General features: G+C 76.3%; 12 protein-coding genes. 7 read left to right on the top strand and 5 right to left on the bottom strand.

Annotated elements, in window-relative coordinates; translation table 11 throughout:
• Nucleotides 1-128: 128 nt before the first annotated feature.
• The 4 genes from AC07BS_RS33615 to AC07BS_RS33600 are packed head-to-tail and all read left to right on the top strand — an operon-like array spanning nt 129 to nt 6,123.
• The gene (locus AC07BS_RS33615) at nt 129-767 is read left to right on the top strand and encodes a hypothetical protein (RefSeq protein ID WP_478935408.1); all 639 of its coding nucleotides are present in this window, start codon (nt 129-131) and stop codon (nt 765-767) included.
• Nucleotides 764-2,152, top strand: a complete 1,389-nt coding sequence (locus AC07BS_RS33610) for a glycosyltransferase family 87 protein (RefSeq protein ID WP_478935406.1) — start codon at nt 764-766, stop codon at nt 2,150-2,152. Before AC07BS_RS33615 ends, AC07BS_RS33610 begins: the two co-directional genes overlap by 4 nt.
• A gap of 9 nt (nt 2,153-2,161) precedes the next feature.
• Complete coding sequence (locus tag AC07BS_RS33605; protein WP_478935404.1) at nt 2,162-4,981, top strand: bifunctional glycosyltransferase/CDP-glycerol:glycerophosphate glycerophosphotransferase; 2,820 nt, start codon at nt 2,162-2,164, stop codon at nt 4,979-4,981.
• A complete protein-coding gene (locus tag AC07BS_RS33600) occupies nt 4,978-6,123 on the top strand; it encodes a glycosyltransferase (protein WP_478935403.1) in 1,146 nt (381 codons plus the stop codon). Before AC07BS_RS33605 ends, AC07BS_RS33600 begins: the two co-directional genes overlap by 4 nt.
• 23 nt (nt 6,124-6,146) lie before the next feature.
• Here AC07BS_RS33600 and AC07BS_RS33595 read toward each other — a convergent pair whose 3' ends face one another.
• Entirely contained in the window at nt 6,147-7,772 is a 1,626-nt protein-coding gene (locus tag AC07BS_RS33595; protein WP_478935401.1) for a glycosyltransferase, read from the bottom strand.
• 161 nt (nt 7,773-7,933) lie between these two features.
• On the opposite strand from AC07BS_RS33595, the gene AC07BS_RS33590 reads away from it, so the two are divergent.
• Nucleotides 7,934-9,442 carry a glycosyltransferase family 39 protein gene (locus AC07BS_RS33590; RefSeq protein WP_478650678.1) on the top strand — a complete coding sequence of 503 codons (1,509 nt, stop codon included), beginning with the start codon at nt 7,934-7,936 and terminating at the stop codon, nt 9,440-9,442.
• Between the two features lie 63 nt (nt 9,443-9,505).
• Here the strand turns inward: AC07BS_RS33590 and AC07BS_RS33585 are convergent, their stop codons facing one another.
• The 4 genes from AC07BS_RS33585 to AC07BS_RS33570 all read right to left on the bottom strand — a co-directional run bounded on the left by AC07BS_RS33585 (nt 9,506) and on the right by AC07BS_RS33570 (nt 16,660).
• Complete coding sequence (locus AC07BS_RS33585) at nt 9,506-10,366, bottom strand: carbohydrate ABC transporter permease (RefSeq protein ID WP_478935400.1); 861 nt, start codon at nt 10,364-10,366, stop codon at nt 9,506-9,508.
• Nucleotides 10,363-11,712 (bottom strand): carbohydrate ABC transporter permease, encoded by a 1,350-nt coding sequence (locus tag AC07BS_RS33580; protein WP_478935399.1) that lies wholly within the window; start codon nt 11,710-11,712, stop codon nt 10,363-10,365. The genes AC07BS_RS33585 and AC07BS_RS33580 overlap by 4 nt, the downstream gene beginning before the upstream one ends.
• A gap of 13 nt (nt 11,713-11,725) precedes the next feature.
• Nucleotides 11,726-13,138, bottom strand: coding sequence for an ABC transporter substrate-binding protein (locus tag AC07BS_RS33575; RefSeq protein WP_478935398.1), 1,413 nt, complete (start codon nt 13,136-13,138; stop codon nt 11,726-11,728).
• A gap of 300 nt (nt 13,139-13,438) precedes the next feature.
• A complete protein-coding gene (locus AC07BS_RS33570; protein WP_478935410.1) occupies nt 13,439-16,660 on the bottom strand; it encodes an FtsK/SpoIIIE domain-containing protein in 3,222 nt (1,073 codons plus the stop codon).
• A gap of 512 nt (nt 16,661-17,172) precedes the next feature.
• On the opposite strand from AC07BS_RS33570, the gene AC07BS_RS33565 reads away from it, so the two are divergent.
• Complete coding sequence (locus AC07BS_RS33565) at nt 17,173-18,996, top strand: serine/threonine-protein kinase (RefSeq protein ID WP_478935397.1); 1,824 nt, start codon at nt 17,173-17,175, stop codon at nt 18,994-18,996.
• Between the two features lie 174 nt (nt 18,997-19,170).
• On the top strand, nt 19,171-20,616 hold the full coding sequence (locus AC07BS_RS33560) for a serine/threonine-protein kinase (protein WP_478650668.1): 1,446 nt from the start codon (nt 19,171-19,173) through the stop codon (nt 20,614-20,616).
• The last annotated feature ends 48 nt before the right edge of the window (nt 20,617-20,664 follow it).

The raw sequence follows: 20,664 nt of genomic DNA, 5'->3' as shown, positions 1-20,664 counted from the left end.
CCACCCCCTCCTCCCCCCCCCCCTCCCCCTCCTCCCCCCCCCCCCCCCCCCCCCCCACCCCCCCCCCTCCCCCCCTCCCCCCCCCCCCCCCCCCCCCCCCCCCCCCCCCCCGCGACCCGCTGGCCCTGATGTTCGGCCTGGGCGCCCTGGTGTTCGCCGCCGGATGGGTGAGCGGGCACTACGCGTGGGGCCGGGTGCTGCCCGTCCTGCTGCTCTCCGCCCAGCTGGCGCTCGCGGTCGAGGTGGCCGGGACGGTCGCTCCGACGGGCGCCGGCGGGGGGCGGTGGCGGCGCGGGCTGCCGGTCGCCGTGACGGCGGCGGCGCTGCTGGTGGGGGCGTGGACGCAGGCCGGGGTGCTGTCCTACGTCCTGCGCCGCGAGGCCGTGCCGCCCGTGCTGCGCGAGGCCCCGGTCCTGAACCTCTGGCCGCGCTTCGGCTGGGTGGCGGCGTGGGTGCCCAAGGGGGCCACGGTGATGACGGACGACTACTTCGCGCTGCGCACGCTGCCCGCCTACGGCCCGTACACGGTCGCCGCCGCCTATCCCGACGCCTTACTGTCCGACGCGAAGCGCCGCGCGGAGGCCACGCGGCGCTACTTCGCCCCTGCCACCTCCCGGGCCGAACGGCTCGGCATCCTCAAGGAGTACGGCGTGCGATGGGTGCTGCAGAAGAACGGCCGCGCGGGCCTGCCGCCGGACGACCCGGCGGTGCGGGCGGCGGCCCGGGGGCCCGGCGGGTTCGCGCTGCTGGAGGTCGTCGGACGGTGAACGCCTTCTCCGCGGCGCCGCGCGCCGGTTCCGGTCGGGATGTCGGCCGGGATGTCGGCCGGGACCGTTCCGGGCGCCCGGACGCCCTCGGCCGGTGGCTGCGCGCCCCGGCCTCGTGGCCCGTACGGACCGCCGCGGTGCTGCTGTTCGTGCTCAGCGCCCTGCGCCCGTACGCCAAGGACCGCATCAACATCGACGACATGGTCGTGGTGCGCGCGGCCCGGGCGCTGCTGGACGGCGTCCCGCCCTACGCGGACAAGCGGTTCCTCTACCCGCCGGGGGCGGTGTTCGCGGCGCTGCCCCAGACGGCCGTACCGGACCGGGTGCTGTACTACGCCGTTCCGGTGGTGACCGGCGCGTTCGTGGCGGCGGGCGCCGTGCTGGCGCTGCGGGTCTTCGGCGTGGGGGCGGGCAGCCGGATGGCGGCGGCGATGGCGGTGGGCCTCGCGCTGTTCCTCCCGTTCCACAGCCTGACCTTCCTGGGCAACTGGACGGCGGCCTCGGTGGTGGCGTTCCCGGCGGCGCTGCTGCTGGCGCGGCACGGCCGCTGGACCGCGGCCGGGGCGGTGGTGGGGGCGGCGATCGCGCTGAAGCCGATGCTGCTTCCGCTGCTGCCGCTGTTCGTCCTGGCCCGGCGGTGGCGGGCGCTGGGCTGGGCGCTGGCCGTCCCGGTCGTGGTGTCGCTGGGGGCGGCCCTGGCGCTGCCCGGGCCGGGCCTGTTCTTCACCCGGACGCTGCCGTTCCTGCTCCACGGGCAGGACGCCTACGCGCGTCCGTACGACGCCGCGTGGCCGTCGGTGCTGCCCCGGCTGGGGGTGCCGCAGGCCCTGGCGTTCGCGCTGGCGGTGGTGGCCGCGGCGGTACTGCTCGGGTGCGCGGCGCTGCGGTGGCGGCGCGGGGGCGAGCCCGCGACGCGGCTGGTGGAGTGCGGGGCGCTGCTGATACTGGCGGCGTTCGTGGTGTCGCGGCCGTCGTTCCTCAACTACGCGCTCGTGGTGGTGCCCGCGCTGGCCGCCTCGGTGGTGGAACGGGGGGTGGTGGCGCGGTCGGTGTGGTTCTGGATGCCGCTGGTACCGCAGTTGGGCGGGGTGCCGTGGCCGGGGCTGGACTCGGCGCAGCGGCACGCGTTCAAGGACGTGGTGATGTTCGGGGGGCTGGGGGCGGTGCTGGCGCTGGCGGCCTGGCGGGGGAGGGACGGGGCCGGTGGCGGGGCCGGAGTCGAGGCCGGAGTCGGCGGAGGGGACGGGGGCGGGGACGGGGGCGGGGACCGGCGGTGCAACCGGGGGCGGGACGCCGGTGTTGTAACTGTCAGTAGTGGAGATGACGCTCCGTGCCGAAGGCCGGCGGCCGCCGGCACGGGCGAGTCCCCGCCCGATCCGAAGTGAGGTGACGCCATGCCCGCCCCCGATGCCCGCGCGCCCGGTTCCGATGGACCGGATGTCAGTGTGGTGGTGATCGTCTACAACGACGCCGAGCGCCTGCCGCGCGCCGTGCGGTCGGTGCTCGGGCAGTCGCTGCGGAATCTGGAAGTGATCGTCGTCGACGACTGCTCGACGGACGCCACGCCGTCCGTCGCCCGGGAGCTGGCGGCGTCCGATCCCCGGGTGCGCCTCCTCCGCCTGCCGGCCAACAGCGGCGGCTGCGGCGCCCCGCGCAACGCCGGTATCGCCGCGGCCCGCGCGCCCTTTCTGATGTTCCTCGACAGCGACGACGAACTGCCCTACCACTCCTGCAAGTCGCTGCTGCTGGAGGCCGAGCGGACGGGCGCCGACCTCGTCACCGGGGAGGTCACCCGGCTCTTCGAGGAGACCGGCACCGAGGGGCTCTGGTATCCCGAGCTCTTCGCGGACGCCCGCCTGATCGAGGGCATCCGCACGGCCCCGGAGTACTTCCTGGACCACCTCTCCACCAACAAGCTCTACCGCGCCGACTTCATCGCCCGGCACAACCTGCGCTTCCCCGAGGACCTCCACTACGAGGACCAGCTGTTCACCGCCCAGGCGCTCACCCTGGCGCGCTCGTTCGCCGTGGTGCCCTGGCCCGTCTACACCTGGCGGCTCGCAGGCGACCCCGCCTCGGGCCCGTCCATCTCCTCCAGCCGCCACCGCATCGAGAACGTGGCCGACCGCATCCGCGTGGCCCGGCTCGTCGACGACTTCCTGGAGGAGACCGGCAACGCCGACCTGCGGCCGGCCAAGGACGCCAAGTTCCTGCGCCACGACCTCCGCATCCACCTGGGCGACCTGCCCTTCCAGGAGCGGGCGTGGGTACGGGAGTTCGCCGCCGTCGTGACCCCCTACCTCGCCGGGATCGCACCGGAGGCCTCCGCGTCGCTCCCGCTCGAACAGCGGATCTGCCAGTACCTCCTCGTGGCAGGCCGCCTCGACGAGGCCGCCGAGTGCGCCCGCACCCTCGACCGGCCCCGCCTGGCCCCGCGGCACATCGTCACCGACGGCTCCGGCCGTGCCTACTGGGGGCCGACCCCGCCTGTGGACGAACGGGCCGCCGAGGCGCTGGACATCAGCGCCTGGCGGCCGGCCGACCAGCCCTTCGCCACCGGCCCCCTGCGGCACGAGCTGGCCTCGCTCGGGCACTCGGGCACCCGGCTGCGGATCGGGTTGCGCACCTACGACCCCGCGGGGCTGCTGGCCGGCCCCGAGCCGGTCGTGGCCGAGCTGCGCGTCGCCGCCACCGGCGAGCCGCTCGTGGTCCCCTTCCGGTACGCGCCCGCCGGGGCCGGCCCCGGCGCCCCCGCGGTGCGGTCCGCCGAGGCGGAGCTCGACCTGCGCCGGGTGCCCCTGGGGCCCAAGGGATTCCGGGGCCGGCGCCACCCGGTGGTCGCGCTGGAGCGGCTGGGCGCCACCCGCACCGACCCGCTGCTGGCCCCCGCGGACCTCCCCCCGCTGCGGCTCCGCACGGTGGGCCACGAGGTCCGCGTCGCCTGCGAGGGACGCGGGGCCGGGCGGCTGGAGCTGACCTGGGAGCGCAGGGGCGTCCTGGGCCGCGCCGAGGCGGCCGCGCCCCGCCTGGCCCCCGTCCGCCGCGGCACCCGGCGGCTGTCCCGCGCGGCGGCCGGCCCCCGCGCCAAGGCCCTGGCCTACCACGAGCTGCGGAAGCTGCCCATCGACGACGAGCTCGTCGTCTTCGAGGCCCTGGAGGGCCGCGGCTACGCCGACAGCCCCCGCTACATCCACGAGGAGCTGTGCCGCCGCGGCCTCCCGCTCCGCGCCGTGTGGTCGTACTCCGGCAGCCGCTCCTCCTATCCCGAGGACGTGGAGCTGATCCGGCGCGGCAGCTGGGAGTACGTCCGCACGGTCGCCCGCGCCCGGTACTGGGTGGACTCCCACGGCTTCCCGGCGCTCTTCGGCAAACGGCCCGGCACCCGCTATCTGCAGACCTGGCACGGCCAGGCCTTCAAACACATGGGCTTCGACATCCCCGAGCTGCGGCTCGCCGCCCCCGAACGGCAGCGGGAGCACCGCGCGATGGTGAACCGCTGGGACGCCCTCATCGCGCCGAGCCCCGAGTTCGAGCGCACCTTCGTACGGGCCAACGAATACGCCGGCGAGCTGCTGCGCACCGGCCTGCCCCGCAACGACGCGCTCGTGCGGTGGAACGACCCCGAGCAGCGCGACCGCGCGGCCGCCGCCCGCGAGCGGCTCCAGATCCCCGGCGGTCGCTCGGTCCTGCTGTACGCGCCGACCTTCCGCGACGGGGCGCGCGGCAGCGGCGAGTCGCTGCGGGTGGACCTGGCCGCGCTGGTCCGGGAGACCGGCGACAGCTGGACGGTCGTGGTCCGGCCGCACTACTACGAGCGCTTCACGGTGCCGCGCGAGCTCGGGCACGCGGTGCGCGACGGACGCGACTTCGCCGACCTCAACGACCTGATGCTCGCCTCGGACGCGCTGCTCACGGACTACTCGTCGACGATGTTCGACTACGCCAACCTGGGCCGGCCCATCCTGCTCTACACCGACGACTACGCCACCTACCGCTCCGTCTCCCGGGGCACCTACTACGACCTGGCGGACATCGCCCCCGGCCCGATGCTCGCCACCACCGGCGAACTGGCCGCCGCGCTGCGGGACCTGGACGCCGTCCGCGAGCGCTGGGCGGAGCGCTACACCGCCTTCCAGGCCCGGTTCAACCCGCTGGAGACCGGGCGGTCGAGCAAGGCCGTGGTCGACCTGTTCTTCGAGGGGAGCGCGCGATGAGCCGCCGCCGGATCCTTCTCGTGGGCATCGACGTCGACTCCCTGGGCGGCTCCCAGCGGGTGCTCCACACCCTCGCCCAGGGGTTCGCCGAGCGCGGCCACGACACCGAGCTCATCGGCATCCGGCCGAGCCCCGCCCCCCACGCCTTCCACCCCGCCCCCGCCTACCGCCGCACCACGCTCTACCGCGCGGCCGCGCCGCCCGCGTGGCGGGCCGCGTCCCTCGGTGAGCGGCTGAGCCCGGCGCGGCTGCGCGCGGCGCACACCGAACGGGCCGAGCGGCGCCGCGCCCGGCGGCGGCTGGCCGCGCGGCTGGCGGCCGGCCCGGACGGCCATGTCGTCGTCGGCTCGCCCTGGGCGGCGGTCTGGCTGGAGTCCGTGCCCCGGCCGCCCGGCGTACGGGTCGTCGGGCAGTACCACGAGTCGTTCCTCCAGGCCCGGTCGACCGTCAACCTCCAGCTGATCCTGCGGCACTACGCCGCGCTGGAGAAGGCGCTGTTCCTCAGCGAGGCGGACGCGGCGGAGTTCCGCCGCAGACGGCTGCCCAACACCGGGGTGATGCCCAATCCGCTGCCGTTCACCGCCCTCGCGCCGGCCCCCCTGGACACCCGGCGCGTCGGGGCGGTCGGCCGCCTCGACCCCGTCAAGCGCCCGGACCGGCTGGTCGACGCCTTCGCCGCGGCCGCCGCGCGCCACCCGGGCTGGGAGCTGCACTTCCTCGGCGACGGCCCGCTGGAGCCCGAGCTGCGGGCGCGGGCCGCCCGGCACGGGATCGCCGACCGGGTCCGCTTCCGGGGCGCCGTCCGCGACATGGCCGCCGCCTACCGCGAGCTGTCCGTCGTGGCCCTCACCAGCGAGCGCGAGGGGCGCCCCATGGCGCTGGCCGAGGCCTCCGCCGCCGGGGTGCCGTGCGTCGCCTTCGACCTGTCGGGCGGAGTGCGCGAGCTCGTCGCCCACGGCCGCACGGGCACACTCGTGCCGTACGGCGACACGGAGGGCTTCACCGCCGCGCTGGGCGAGCTGATGGCGGACGGCGCGCTGCGCGAACGCTACGGCCGGGCGGCGCGGGCGCATGTGGCGCCGCTGGCGCTGCCGGCCGTGCTGGACCGGTGGGAGGCGCTGTTCGAGGAGATCGACCGGTGAGCCGGGCGGACGGGGGACGCCCCTCAGCGGTGGCGGCGCACCCTGCGGAGCGCGACGCCCAGAGCGCAGCGCACGCCGGGGGCCAGGCGCAGGGCGAGCGACCCGCCGCCGGTGGCGTAGGGCTGGGCCACGAGCAGTCCGTGCCGGGCGCTGGGCAGCGCCACGGGCCGCAGGGTGTCGCCCACCGCCCGGACGGCGGCGCGCAGGGTGCCGCCGTGGGTGCAGTGGATGCGGACCCGGATGTCCCACGCCTGCGGGGCGTCGGCGCGGTGCCGGCCGTGCTGGGCCAGCTCGGCGAGGTCGAGGGTCAGCCGTGCTCCCCAGACGCGGTCGCCGGCCACCAGCGGGACGTCGTGTTCGAGCACCGCCTCGCCGTCCCGGAGCCGGAGCTCGATGCCGAGGGTGTGCGGGCGGGCCGCCGCCAGCCGCCCGTAGAGGTCGTGGACGCGCAGCCGCAGCCTGGTGCGGTCGCCCGTGCGGGGCCGCAGGACGGCGTCGACGGTGACGGGCAGCCGGCGGGCGGGCTTGGCGCCGGGGCCGGTGAGGCCGTCGAGGAGGACGTGCGGCAGGTCGGCCGCCCACACGGCCCGGCCCGCCACCTCGGCGTAGGGCGGCAGCAGCCGGGCCGGCCGGGCGGCGAGCTGGGCGAGGCGTTCCAGGTCGCGGGGGGCCGCCGCGGCCAGCACGACCCGGGCGATCCAGCGGGCCGGCGCCCGGGCGGCCCGCAGATCGGTCTCGTCGTAGGAGGCCAGGCAGTCCTGGGTGACCCGCCACCACGCGCGGCGGTAGCCGGGGCCGTGGCCGGGCAGCTCCCGGACGTACATGCGCAGGTCGTGGTCGAGGAACTTCACCCGCGCGGCGTGGGCCAGCGTGGTGCTGCCGGCGGTGCGGAAGACCTCCACGCTGTGCTCGTGGGCGCGGACGCGCGCCTGCCAGTGGGCGACGCGTTCGCGGTCCAGCGAGATCGAGGGGTGGTCCGCCGCCCGGCGCACGTGCCAGTAGTAGACGGTGTCGGGGACGGTCGCGACGCGCGGGGCCGCCGCCAGCACCCGCGCGGTGAAGACGAAGTCCTCGTAGCGGTAGGGGCCGTCGGGGAAGGCGATGCCGTGCTCGGCGAGGAAGGCGCGGTCGTAGAGCTTGTTGACGCACAGGGTGTCGCGCAGCAGCGCGGGGTGCTCCTCGGGCGAGGCGTGGACGGTGGCCCGCCGGTAGAGGGGGGCCTGCCAGGGGACGTCGCGCCGCCGGGGGAGCTCCCGCCGGACGCACAGGCCGGCCACGACGGCGGCGTCGTGGCGCGTGGCGGCCTCCAGGAGCGCGGACGCGGCGCCGCGGGGCAGGGCGTCGTCGCTGTCCAGGAACATCACATAGGGCGCGGTGGCGGCCCGTACGCCGTCGTTGCGGGGGGTGCCGCAGCCGCCGCTGTTGGCGGCCCGGTGGATGACCCGCAGCCGTGGCTCGCCGGCGGCGAGCCGGTCCAGGAGGGCGGCGGTGCCGTCCGTCGAGGCGTCGTCCACGACGACGACCTCGGCGACGACGGGCCCCTGGGCGAGGGCGGAGCGCACGGCGTGGCCGATGTGCGCGGCGTCGTTGTAGCCGATGACGATCACGCCGACCCGCGCGGTGAGGATTCCGCTCCCGTTCACTGTCACAGAACACAGTCTTATCCAACAAGTAGTGCCAATCAGGGCATTCTGCTCGTCCGCGTGGCCGGACGGAGCAGGGACGTGGAGGGGTACGGATGCTGGCGGACGAACGGGCCCGGGCACGAGCCGGGAAAGGGGCCGGGGAGCGGGCCGGGAAAGGGGCCGCGGTGGCCGCGGCGCCGCGTGCGTGGTGGCGGGCCGAGCCGCTCACGACCGTCGTCCCGGCCGCCGTCATGCTCGTCCTCGGCCTGTGGGGGCTGGACCGGGGCACGATGTGGCGGGACGAGGCGGCCACGTTCCAGGTGTCCCGCCGCTCGCTGCCGGAGCTCGGCCGTCTCCTCGGCGACGTCGACGCCGTCCACGGCCTGTACTACCTGCTGATGCACCCTCTGACGGCCCTGGGCGCGGGGGAGACGGTGCTGCGCCTGCCGTCCGTCGTGGCGGCCGCGGCCACCGCGGCGCTGGTCGCCGCGCTCGGCCGGCGGCTGGCCGGGCCCCGGGTGGGCCTGTGGGCGGGGCTGCTGTACGCGGTCACGCCGTTCGTCAGCCACTACGCCCAGGAGGCCCGCTCGTACGCCCTGGTGGCGGCCGGGGCCGCGCTCGCCACCTGTCTGCTGATCCGGGCCGTCGACGGCGGGCCCCCGGAGGCGTCCGGGCGGGGCCGGCCCGGACGCTGGGTGGCGTACGGCGCGGCGGTGGCCGGCACGGCGCTGCTGCACGAGTTCGCCGTCCTGCTGCTGGCGGCGCACGCCGTGACCCTGCTCGTCTCCCGGGTCCCCGGACGGGTGTGGCGCGGCTGGGGCGCGGCCGCGGTGGCCGCGTGCGCGGTGCTGGTGCCGCTGGTCGTGCTCTCGCGGCGGCAGAGCGACCAGGTCTCGTGGCTGCGCACGCCGGGCTACGAGCAGGCCAGGGCCCTGCTGTACGCCTTCGCGGGCCCCGGCGGGGCCGTCGTGACCGTCACCCTGCTTCTGGCGGCGGTCGCGCTCGTCGCCCCGCTGCCCCGTGCGGGGCGGCTGGGGCTGACCGCCGTCGCCCTGCCGCTGGCCGCCGTACCGCCCGTCCTGCTCTACGCCGCCGCCCAGCGGCAGCCGCTCTTCCTCGACCGCTATCTGCTCTTCTGCCTCGCCGGCGTGCCCCTGCTGGCCGCCGCGGGCGCCGAGCGGGTGCTGGGGCGCCTGCCCTGGCGGCGGGTGGGAACGGCGGCCGGGGTCGCCGCCGTCGCCGCGGCCTTCGCCGCCCAGCTGCCCCTCCAGGAGCACGAGCGGCTGCCGGCCAGCCGGGGCGACGAGCTCGCCCGGGTGGCCTCGGCGGTCGGCCGGGTGGCGCGGCCGGGGGACGCGGTCCTGTTCCTCCCGCTGCACGAGCGCCGCATATCCCTGGCATACCCCCGCGACTTCGCCGGGCTGCGGGACCTGACCCTCCGCCGGACGCCCGCCGCCTCCGCCACGCTCTACGGGCAGGAGGTGGGGGCGGGGGAGCTGCGGGCCCGGCTGCTGCGGCTGCCGCCCCGGCAGCGGGTGTGGGTGGTGGCGGACACGACGACCGTCGGCACGCCGTGGTTCCGTGCCCAGCGCGCCGAGTCCGCCAAGGCCACGGTGCTCGGCGCGCTGTACCGGGAGGAGTCCACGGTGTTCGTGCGCGGCGGCGCGGTGTCGCTGTACGTCCGCCGCCAGTAGGTCGTCGGCAGGCCGTCACCAGGCCGTCACCAGGCCGTCGGCAGGCCGTCGGCAGGCCGGAGATCACTTGACCGCCCCGGCCATCACCCCGTTCACGAACTGACGCTGGAAGGAGAAGAAGACCACGAGCGGCACGATCATCGACAGGAACGCGCCCGAAGCGAGGATGTCGACGTTGTCGCCGAACTGCCGGACCTGCTGCTGGAGCGCCACCGTGATGGGAGGGTTGCCGCTGTCGGCGAAGATCAGCGCCACCAGCATGTCGTTCCACACCCACAGGAACTGGAAGATGCCCAGCGAGGCGATGGCCGGGCCGCCCAGCGGCAGCACCACGCGGGTGAACAGCCGCAGCTCGCCCGCCCCGTCCAGCCGGGCCGCCTCCAGCAGCTCGCGTGGGATCTCGGCGAAGAAGTTGCGCAGCAGGAAGACCGCGAAGGGCAGTCCGAAGGCCGTGTGGAAGAGGACCACGCCCACCGTGGACTCGAAGATCCCCAGGGCGTTGAAGAGCTTCGCCACCGGGATCAGCGCCACCTGCACCGGCACCACCAGCAGCCCCACCACCACCATGAACCACCAGTCCCGGCCGGGGAAGTCCAGCCAGGCGAAGGCGTATCCGGCGAGCGCCCCGACGAGGATCACCAGCACCGTCGCCGGAACGGTGATCAGGGCGGTCGTCAGCAGGGAACGCATGACCGTGTGGTTGGCGAAGAGCGTGGCGTAGCTCTCCGTCGTGAGCTGCCCCGGGTGGGCGAACACCTGCCACCAGCCCGACGCCGCGATGTCCGCCTTGTCGCGGAGGGAGGAGAGCAGCAGCCCGACCGTGGGCATCAGCCAGAAGAGCCCCACCACCACGAGGAAGGCGCGTACGACGCCCCCGCCCAGCAGCGCGGCGATCCGCGACGTGGTCCTGCGCGCGGTGCTCATCGACCGCCCTCCCTCTCCTTGCGGATGCGGCGGATGTTGACGACCACCACCGGCAGGACGAGCAGCAGGAGGAGGACGGCGATGGCGCTGCCGACGCCCTGGTTGACGTCGGTGCCGAAGGACGACTGGTAGAGCTGCAGGGCCAGCACGTTGGCGTTGTCGAGGCTGGAGCCGGGCGCGATGATGTAGACGAGGTCGAAGATCTTCAGCACATTGATCATGAGCGTGACGACCACGACCACCAGCACCGGTGCCAGCAGCGGGACCGTCACCCGCCGGAAGACCTGCCATTCGCCGGCGCCGTCCACCCGGGCGGCCTCCAGCAGTTCGCGCGGCACGCTCGCCAGCCCCGCCGCGATGAGGACCATCGCGAAGCCCGCCCACATCCAGATGTAGGCGCCGATGATGGACGGGGTCACGAGCGTGGGACCCAGCCAGTCCACGCCGTTGTAGGCGGTGGCGAAGTTCGCGGCGGGCAGCCGCAGCCGCGCGCCGTCGGCGGCCGCGGGCAGCGTGAACGTCCCGTCGGACGCCGTGGTGGCCGAGGCGACCGCGCGGCCGTCCCTGACGGCCTCCACCCGCACCCCGGCCAGGGCCTTCTCACCCGCGTCGATCTTCCCGGCGGTCCCCCCGCCGCCCCGGGTGAAGTCCAGCCACACGGTGCCGGTGACCTTGCCGGCCACGTCCCGTGCCGGGATCGCCTCCCGGGCCCCGGCCACGTCCTCCGGCTTCACGGCCACCAGCGGCAGCGCGACGGCCGAGCCCGCCCGTACCGGGCCCCTGGTGGTGTACGCGCCCCCGCCGCTCTCCGTCAGGTCGCCGGTGGGCCGCGGCCGTGCCCCCGGGTAGGGCGCGGGCGCGGCGAACGTGTCGTGGACGCCGACCCACACCGCGTTGGCCACCCCGCGTTCCGGGTTCTGCTCGTACACCAGCCGGAAGATGATGCCGGCGGCGAGCATGGAGATGGCCATCGGCATGAAGACGACCAGCTTGAACGCCGTTCCCCAGCGGACCCGTTCGGTGAGCACCGCGAAGACCAGCCCCAGGGCGGTGGCCACGGTCGGCGCCACGACCACCCAGATGACGTTGTTCTTCAGCGCGGTGCGGATGCGGTCGTCGGTGAAGACCTCCCGGTAGTTGTCGAGACCGGCGAAGCCGTCGCCGGAGGCGTCGAAGAGGCTGCGGTGCACGGAGTAGCCGATGGGATAGACGACGAGGGCCCCGAGCAGGGCCAGCGCGGGAAGCAGGAAGCAGGCGGCGACCCATGGGCGCGTGCCGAGCACGCTCCGGGTCCCGGCCGCCGCCCGCTTCCCCGCCGCGGGCGGCCGAGCGGTCGCGGAGGACATGGCGACGCCCCCGTCAGCCCGTGAACGCCTTGGCCGCGTCGGCCTCCAGCCGCTGCTGGGTGCCCGCTACGTCCGAGGGGTTCCGCAGGAAGTCCTGGAGGTGCTTCCACTCGCCCTGACCCGGCTTGCCGCCGAAGGCGGCGGGGGCCTGGTCGGACATGTCGAAGCGGAAGTCGTCGCCCGCCGCCACGACGGCCCGGGCGATGGAGCGCGGCACCGGGTCGGGGTAGGCGGACAGCGGCAGGCCCTTGTTGGGCGAGACGAAGCCGCCGTCCTTCGCCCAGATGCCGGCCGCGTCCGGGGAGGCCAGGAACGTCAGCAGCGCCTGGGCCGCCTGCCCGTCCTTGAGCGCCACGCCCACGTCCCCGCCGGTCACCACGGGCGCGGTGGAACCCACCGCCGGGAAGGGGAAGACCTTGGCGTCCGTGCCGATCCGCGCCTTGGTCCCGGCGATGGTGGCGGCCGCGAAGTCGCCCTCGAAGACCATGGCGGCCTTGGCCTTCTCCCCGCCGGTGAAGGTCTGGCTGACGGAGGCGGGGAACTGCGTCTGCAGCGCGCCGTCGTTGCCGCCGGCCAGCAGCTCCTTCTTCCCGAAGAGCTGGCCCAGCGTCGTCAGCGCGTCCTTCACCGACGCGTCCGTCCAGGCGATGCGGTGCCGGGCCAGCTGGTCGTACTTCTCGCGGCCGGCCTGCGAGAGGTAGACGTTCTCGAACCAGTCGGTGAGCGTCCAGCCGTCCGCGCCGCCGACCGAGACCGGGGAGACGCCGTAGTCGGCGACGGCCTGCGCGGTGCGCAGGAACTCCTGCCAGCTCTTCGGCTCCTTGGCGCCGGCGGCCTCGAATATCTTGGCGTTGTACCAGACCAGGGACTTGTTGGTGGCCTTGAAGTAGACGCCGTACGGCTTGCCCTCGTAACTGCCCAGGTCCCGCCAGCCCTTGGCGAAGTGCTTGTCCAGCTGGGCGGTGACGTCACCGCTCAGCGGCTTCAGCCAGCCCTTCCGGGCGAACTCCTGGAGGACGCCCGGCTGTTGCAGCATCGCCACGTCCGGCGGGTCGCCGCCGGCGACCTTCGAGCCGACGAACGCCGACATGTCGTCGCCGCTCGGTACGAACGAGACCTCGGCGCCGGTGCGCTTGGCGAACTCGTCGAGCACCCTGGTGAAGCTCTTCTGCTCGGCGCCGGTCCACACGGCGGTCACCTTGAGCTTCTGCCCGTCCAGCTTGGGGAGCCGGACCGTGTGGGGGATGACGTCGGACTGGCCGGGGGCCGGCCGGGAGCTGTCGTCGCTCTTCTTCCCGCCGTCGCCGCCCCCGCCGCACGCCGCGGCGGTCAGGGCCAGCGCCCCCGCCACGGCCAGGGCGAGCGCGCCCCGTGCCGCGCGTGTGGTCGGTGATGCCGCGGGTGATGTCCGTGTCTCCGTACGCATGGCCCGTACCTCCCGTGCCCGGTCCCCGTCGGCGGCCGCACATGCGCAACCCCAGCGTGTGGCCGCACTCCCGTGCGACAGTCCTACGCCCGGCGTCAGATCGCCGCAATACCGTGTCGGCGCCCAAGGCACCGATCGTGACCGGGATGTGACGCACCGACGCCTACCGACGACGGCCCACCGGTGACGGCCCACCGGCGACCACCTGCCGACGGCCGCCCACCGGCGACCACCTGCCGACGGCCGCCCACCGGCGACCACCTGCCGACGGCCGCCCACCGGCGACCGCCGGTGGCGCCGTCACAGCAGCGGCGGTGCCGCCTGGGCGCCCGCCGACTGGGCCGCGCGTTGCAGCGCGCTGGCCAGGAGGGCGAGGTCCGTGGGTCCGTTGCCCAGTTCGCGGAGGGGGCGGCGGGTGGGCGGGTCGCCCATGCGCTGCCAGTCCAGCGGGACCACCGTCGGCCGCTGGGTCGCCGTGCGGGGGATGCGGCCGGTGACCCGGCCCGCCTGGAAGGGGACGGTCGCGGCGTCGTCGGGGCGTTGCAGCCGGCCCCGGCCCGGCGCCGGGCCGCCCGTGCCGTCGCCGGCCGGGGCGTCCGCCGACGCGGGCGCGATCTCCAGGGTCGCCCGGAGCCCGGCCCGTTCCACCGCCGCCGTGTCGGCCGTACGGTCCGGGCGGCCCGACGCGACGACCAGGTGGACCCCGAGCCGCTCGCCGTCGCGGGCGACGGACTCCAGCGCGCGGACGACCGAGCCGGCCGCCGGCCGGCCCGTGGCGCCCAGGGCGGGCGCGACCAGGGCGTCGAAGTCGTCGACGAGGACGACGAGCCGGGGCAGCGCGGTCTCGGCCGTACGGGACGGACCGCCGCGCTGGGTGCGCAGCTTGAGCGTGCCGGTGGACGAGCCGTCGAGGTCGCCGGAGGGCTCCGCGGGCCTGCGGGGGGCGACGACCCCGGCGGCGCTGCGCTCGTGCCAGCCGCAGAAGTCGAGGGTGCCCAGCAGTTCGGCCCGGCGCTTGAGCTCCGAGCTCAGCGCCTGGGCGAACTCCCGCATCCGTACGGGGTCGGCGGCGGCGAGGTACGTCGAGACGTGCGGCAGGTCGGTGCAGACCCGCAGCCCCTCCCCGCGTTCGGCGGCCGCGCCGTCGACGAGGACCAGCGAGAGCCGGTCCGGCCGGTCGGCGGCGGCCAGCGAGGCGGCCAGCGAGCGCAGCAGTTCGGTCTTCCCGCTGCCCCGCCCGCCGTGCACCACGAGGTGGGGGCCGTCGGCCGCGAGGTCGACCGCGAGCGGACCGTGGGGACCCGCGCCGAGCACGGCGACGGCCCGGCCGCCGGGCCGGGCGCCCCGGTCCGTGGCGGCCGCCCAGCGCGCGGTCAGCGAGGCCGGGGTGGCGCGGGCCAGCCCCAGCTCGTCCAGGAGGCGCGCGGTGCGCGGCAGCGCGGCCGCGATGCGCGAGCCCTGGAGCGCGTCGCCGGCGGTGTCCGCCGGGCGCAGGGGCGCCAGCGCCCGGGCGAAGCGCTCGGCCCAGGCGGCGGAGACGGCGTCGAGCGCGCCGACGACCGTCCTGGCGGCGCCGGCGTCCGAGGACCCCCCGGGGGCCGCCGGCCCTCCGGAGTCCCCCGCCGGGAGCGGCGCGGGCGTCTGCCGGATGACCTGGACGACCGTGGCGACGTCACCGCTGAGCACGGCCACGGCACCGCAGTGCGGGAAGGCGGGGGAGGCCTCCTCGGCCGTCCGCAGGGTCGCCGACACCGGCGACGACGGCGTGGTGGCCGGGGCGTCCGCCAGGCAGAGCAGGTGGATGCCCGCCGCCGGCCCGCCCACGGCCAGCCGCGCGACCGTCTCGCGCAGACCGGCGGAGCCGGGGTCGCCGTCCACGATCAGCACCGTGTACGGGCCGCGGTGGCGCTCGGTGGCGGCGGCGACGGCCTCGGCGCCGGCGCTCGCCCAGTTCGGGCCCAGCGGGCCGTCGTCCAGGCGGCGCACCAGCTCGGCGACGCGGGCCTCCGCCTGCTCGCGGTCGTAGGCCGTCAGCAGCCGGCAGTCCTGCCCGTGCACGGGCCGGGCGTGCGGCAGCCAGCCCAGCCAGGACCACTCCGCGAGCCGTTCCTCGACGGCGCGCGAGCGGTCCGCGCTGATCAGCACGTACTCCAGCGTGGCGGGCGCGTGGAGCGCGGCGAGCTGGGCGAGGACGGACCGGGCCAGCCCGGACAGCCGCGCCCGGGGGCCCGCCAGACCCAGCGAGCCGGTCTGCCGCAGGCCGACCGTCACGGGCACGGACGGCAGCGGGCCGCCGTCGGGGCGGTAGCGGTCGGCCGTGCCCAGCCGGACGGTCAGCAGGTCGGGGTGGTCCGCGCCGCGCTCCCACAGGCGGGGGCCCGGCCCGAGCGCGGTGAGCAGCACGGCCGCCGGGTCCGGCCAGCGCTCGCGCGGCGTGGCGGCGCCCGGGGCGGCCGGGGCGCCCTCCGTGACGCCGTCGCCGGGCGGCCCGTCGGCCGTGGCCTCGTCGGCCGGACGGCGCTCGGTCTCGCGCCCGGTCAGCCCGCCGGTCAGCCGGCGGGCCCAGGCTCCTATCCCGCGGGAGCGCCGCTTGGCGCCGGAGCCGTCGTTCCGCTCGGCGTCCGCGCCGGTATCGGTCGAAGTCGAAGGGGTGCCGCCCGGCGCGGCCAGGCCCGCGTACCCGGTGGCGCTGGTGGTCGCCCCGGCCGCGCGGGGTGGTACGGCCTCCCGGTCCGTGCCGGTCGGCTGGGCGGGGATGGCCGGGACGTACGCACCGCCGGGCCGCGCCTGCCAGGTGCCCTCGCCATAGCCGGTGCCCGCGCCGCCGGTGGGGCCCGGGGCCGGGCGTTCGTCGCCGTCGGGACGCGCGCCGACCCTCAGGTGCCCCTCGCCGTCCGGCACCGCGGGCAGGACGCCCGGCGCCGCGGCGTGGAGGCTCAGCGTGGACTCACCGACGCGCAGCAGGGAGCCCGCCGGCAGCGGTACGGGGCAGCCGTCGACCGTCTCGCCGTCGAGCAGGGTGCCGTTGGTGGAGCCCAGGTCGTGGAGGGTGACGGTGCCGTCGTCGGCGAGGGTGACCGCGCAGTGGAGGCGGGAGACGTCGGGGTCGTCCAGGGGGACGTCCGCGGAGCTGGAGCGGCCGACGCGGACCTCGCCGCCGTGCAGCAGGTGGACGCCGCCGGCGTCGGGGCCGGAGACCACGTGCAGCCGGGCGGCCGCCTCCGGGACGCCGGAGAGCACGCCGGCGTGCCGTTCGGGGTCGGCGGGGCCGCCCAGGGACAGCACCGCGCCGTCCGTCAGCGGCGGCTCGCCCAGCGCGCAGCGCTGCGGGTCGAGGCGCTCGGCGCCGGCGTAGACCACGACGGCGCCGCCGCCGAGGTCGGAGCCGGCCGCCGCGACGGCGGTCGCGAGGCCGTTCGCCACGGCGGCGAGGGCGGTCCCCGCGGGGGCGGTCACGAGCACATCGCAGGCGCACGTGGTGTGGCCGCTGAGCGGCCCGAGGACGGTCAGCCGGATCTGCATCGCCGTCAACGGTCCCTTCCTGCCCCGGGTGCGCGACGGGTCCGGGCCTTCCCCCACCGCGTACGGGCGCGTCGGCACGTACAGGTCACCACGTAGCGCGGGGGCTCCCACCGCCTCCCACCGCATCCGTGCTGCGAGCATCCTCGCACCTGCCGTCCGCGACGCGCCCGGCGAGAGCCGATTCGTGATCTTGAACGACCATCCGAGCAGGGAAAAGCTCAGGTCGCTCTCGGTGATTGGTTGATTTCTTCAGTGGATTGCCCGAGCTGGGCCGGTTTCTTGCCGTTTTTGACGAGAGGTGGCGGCACGCGGCAACCATCGGTCCGCGCCCCGCGTCTTCCCCACGAGCCCCACCGGATTCTCCGGGCGAACCCGGGAAGATCGGCGAACGACGGGGCCGGGACGCGGCACTACAGTGGGCGCGAAGCCGAACACCTCGGAATCGGAAGAAGCCGAACACCTCGCGAGAGCCTGGATCACAGAGCTCGCATCACGACCAGGGAGCGCATGACGTGCGGCCGGTAGGCAGCAAATACCTGCTCGAGGAGCCGCTCGGACGCGGAGCCACGGGCACCGTCTGGCGGGCGCGTCAGCGCGAGTCGGCCGGCGCCGAGGCGGCGGTGGCCGGGCAGCCCGGCGAGCTGCTCGCGATCAAGGTCCTCAAGGAGGAGCTGGCGAACGACGCGGACGTCGTCATGCGCTTCCTGCGCGAGCGGTCCGTCCTGCTCCGGCTCACCCACCCCAACATCGTCCGCACCCGCGACCTGGTGGTCGAGGGCGATCTGCTGGCGCTGGTCATGGACCTCGTCGACGGCCCCGACCTCCACCGCTACCTCCGCGAGAACGGCCCCTTCACGCCGGTCGCGGCCGCGCTGCTGACCGCGCAGATCGCCGACGCGCTCGCCGCCAGCCACGCCGACGGCATCGTCCACCGCGACCTGAAGCCCGCCAACGTCCTGCTGAGGAACGACGGCGGCCAGATGCACCCGATGCTGACCGACTTCGGCATCGCGCGGCTGGCGGACTCGCCCGGCCTCACCCGTACCCACGAGTTCGTCGGCACCCCGGCCTACGTCGCGCCCGAGTCCGCCGAGGGCCGCCCGCAGACCTCCGCCGTCGACATCTACGGCGCCGGCATCCTGCTGTACGAGCTGGTCACCGGCCGTCCGCCGTTCGCCGGCGCGACCGCGCTGGAGGTGCTCCACCAGCATCTGAGCGCCGAGCCGCGCCGCCCCACGACCGTCCCCGAGCCGCTGTGGACGGTCATAGAGCGCTGCCTGAGCAAGCGCCCGGAGGAGCGGCCCAGCGCCGAGAACCTCGCCCGCGCCCTGCGCGTGGTCGCCGCGGGCGTCGGCGTGCACGCCTCCCCGGACCAGGCGGAGGCCGCGCTGGGCGTCGCCGCGCTGCTCGCCCCCGACCCCCAGCCCGCCGAGGTGCCCGGCACGGGCCTGGGCTCCACCGCCCCCGCGGGCGACGCCGAGCCCACCCAGATGCTGCCGCCGGCCGTCCCCGGCTCGTACGACCCGAACGCCGCGACGAGCGTGATGCGGAGCACCGGCCACGGCGCCGGGTCCCACGCCGACGCCACCCAGGTGCTGCCCGCCGGCTCCGGCCCGCAGGCCGGCGACCCCACGCGGGTCATGCCGCCGGTGCCCCCGGGCCCGCCGCAGGGCGGCCCGCAGGGACAGCAGGGTGATACCCCGCACCCCTGGCAGACCCAGATGCGCGCGGCCCGCGACCGCAACGACCAGACCCAGGTCCAGTACCTCGACCCGGACGACGACCCGCTGCGCCGCCGCCCCGCCCGCCGCCCCGGCCCCGCGCCGCAGCAGCAGTACGGGCAGCAGCAGCCGCAGCAGTACGGCGGTCAGGGACAGTACGGCGGCCAGGGACAGCAGGGTGGCCAGGCCTACGGTCAGCAGCCGTACCCGGCCCGGCCCCCGCAGCCCCAGCCGTACGCCCCGCAGCGCGCCCCCCAGGGCCGCCCGGAGCGGCGGCAGCCGCGCCACCACACGCCGCAGCCTCCCCAGCCGCAGCCGTACTCACCGCCGGCGCCCGCACCGGCCCCCGCCCCGGCGCCCGCTCCGCGCCGCGAGCCGCGCCCGCCGCGGCAGCGCAGCGCGAACCCCATGCGGATCCCGGGCCTGGGCTGCCTCAAGGGCTGCCTGTTCATGATCGTCGTGCTGGTCGTGGGCTCCTGGCTGGTGTGGGAGTTCACCCCGCTCAAGGACTGGGTCGCGGACGGCAAGAGCTTCTGGGACGCCACCTGGGACTGGATCACGACCGTCAAGGACTGGGTCTCGAACCTCGGCTCCAAGGCCGACAAGGCGCCGTAGACCGGACGGGTGGACGGGAGGCGTCCGGATGTCTGTCGACATATCGACACCTGAAGGGTGTTTTCTGCCGCAGAAGTAACGGTTGACGCCGAATCGGAGTCCCCAACGCCCCGTCAGCCGCGTAGCTTGTTCGCCAGTGCGCCTGTCGGATGACGGAGGAGTCGGGGAACAGTCTTGGCACGGAAGATCGGCAGCCGGTACACCGCCCACCAGATCCTCGGCCGTGGCAGCGCCGGGACGGTGTGGCTCGGCGAGGGCCCCGAGGGGCCGGTAGCCATCAAGCTCCTGCGCGAGGACCTCGCCTCCGACCAGGAGCTCGTCGGCCGCTTCGTGCAGGAGCGCGCGGCCCTCCTCGGTCTGGACCACCCCCATGTGGTCGGCGTCCGCGACCTCGTCGTCGACGGCGCCGACCTGGCACTGGTCATGGACCTGATCCGGGGCACCGACCTGCGCACGCGGCTCGACCGCGAGCGCCGCCTGGCGCCCGAGGCGGCCGTCGCCATCGTGGCCGACGTCGCGGAGGCGCTCGCCGCCGCGCACGCCGCCGGCGTCATCCACCGCGACGTCAAGCCCGAGAACGTCCTGCTCGACATGCAGGGCCCGCTCGGCCCGGCCGGGGCCCACCCGGCGCTCCTCACCGACTTCGGCATCGCCCGCCTCGTCGACTCCCCGCGCCCCGCCCGCGAGCGGTCCGGTACGGGCTCCGGCGACACCGCGGGCGGCCGCCCGGCGGACCGGCGCAGCGTCATCGGCACCCCCGACTACCTCGCCCCCGAGATCATCGAGGGCCTGCCGCCGCGCGCCTCCGTCGACGTCTACGCCCTGGCCACGGTCCTCTACGAGCTGCTGGCCGGCTTCACGCCCTTCGGCGGCGGCCACCCGGGCGCGGTGCTGCGCCGGCACGTCACGGAGACCGTGGCGCCGCTGCCCGGCATCCCCGACGAGCTGTGGCAGCTGATCGTCCAGTGCCTGGCCAAGGCGCCCGCCTCCCGGCTCCGCGCCTCGGAGCTGGCGGCGCGCCTGCGCGAGCTCCAGCCCGGGCTGGTGGGCCTGCCGCCGCTGGACATCGACGAGCAGCCGGACGACGAGGACCCGGCGCCCACCGCCTCCGGCGGGCCCGGGGCGGAGCGCGAGGGGGCCTACGAGCCCGCCGCCGCGCCCGCCGCCCCCGAGCCGCGCCGGCGCGGCGCCGTCCCGCTCGTGCCCGGAGCCGTCTCCGACTCCAGCCGCGACACCCACACCAGCATGCGGGTCCCCGGGCCCGAGGAGCTGGCGGGCGGCGCCCACGGCACGGCCCGCGCCCCCCGTACGCCCGGCCAGCCGCGCGCCGGCTCGGCGCGGCACCGCACCCCGGCCGAGACCGCCCGCCGGCGCCGGCTCAAGCTGGGCGCCGCGGCCGTGGCCCTGGCGGCGGCCGCCGGGGTGGGCACCTGGTTCGCGACGGGCGGCGGCGCCGACCCGGGCGACGCCAAGCCCGGCGGCGGCAAGCCCGGCGTCCACCGCACCGAGCCCGCCCGGGCCCCGGCCGGGCCCGGGCAGGGCCGGACCCAGCCACCCGCCCAGGACTCCGGCGGAGGCCCGCGCCAGGCCCCCCAGGGCTCCGTGGCCCCGCTGCCGTAGCCGGGCCCGGCGATCACGTGCAGGGGCGCTGCGGGCCGTGTCGTCCGC

It is taken from the genome of Streptomyces sp. NPDC044063 (genome assembly GCF_056434285.1).
The sequence above is the reverse complement of the archived record's forward strand: the minus strand, read 5'-3'. Positions and strand labels throughout refer to the sequence as shown.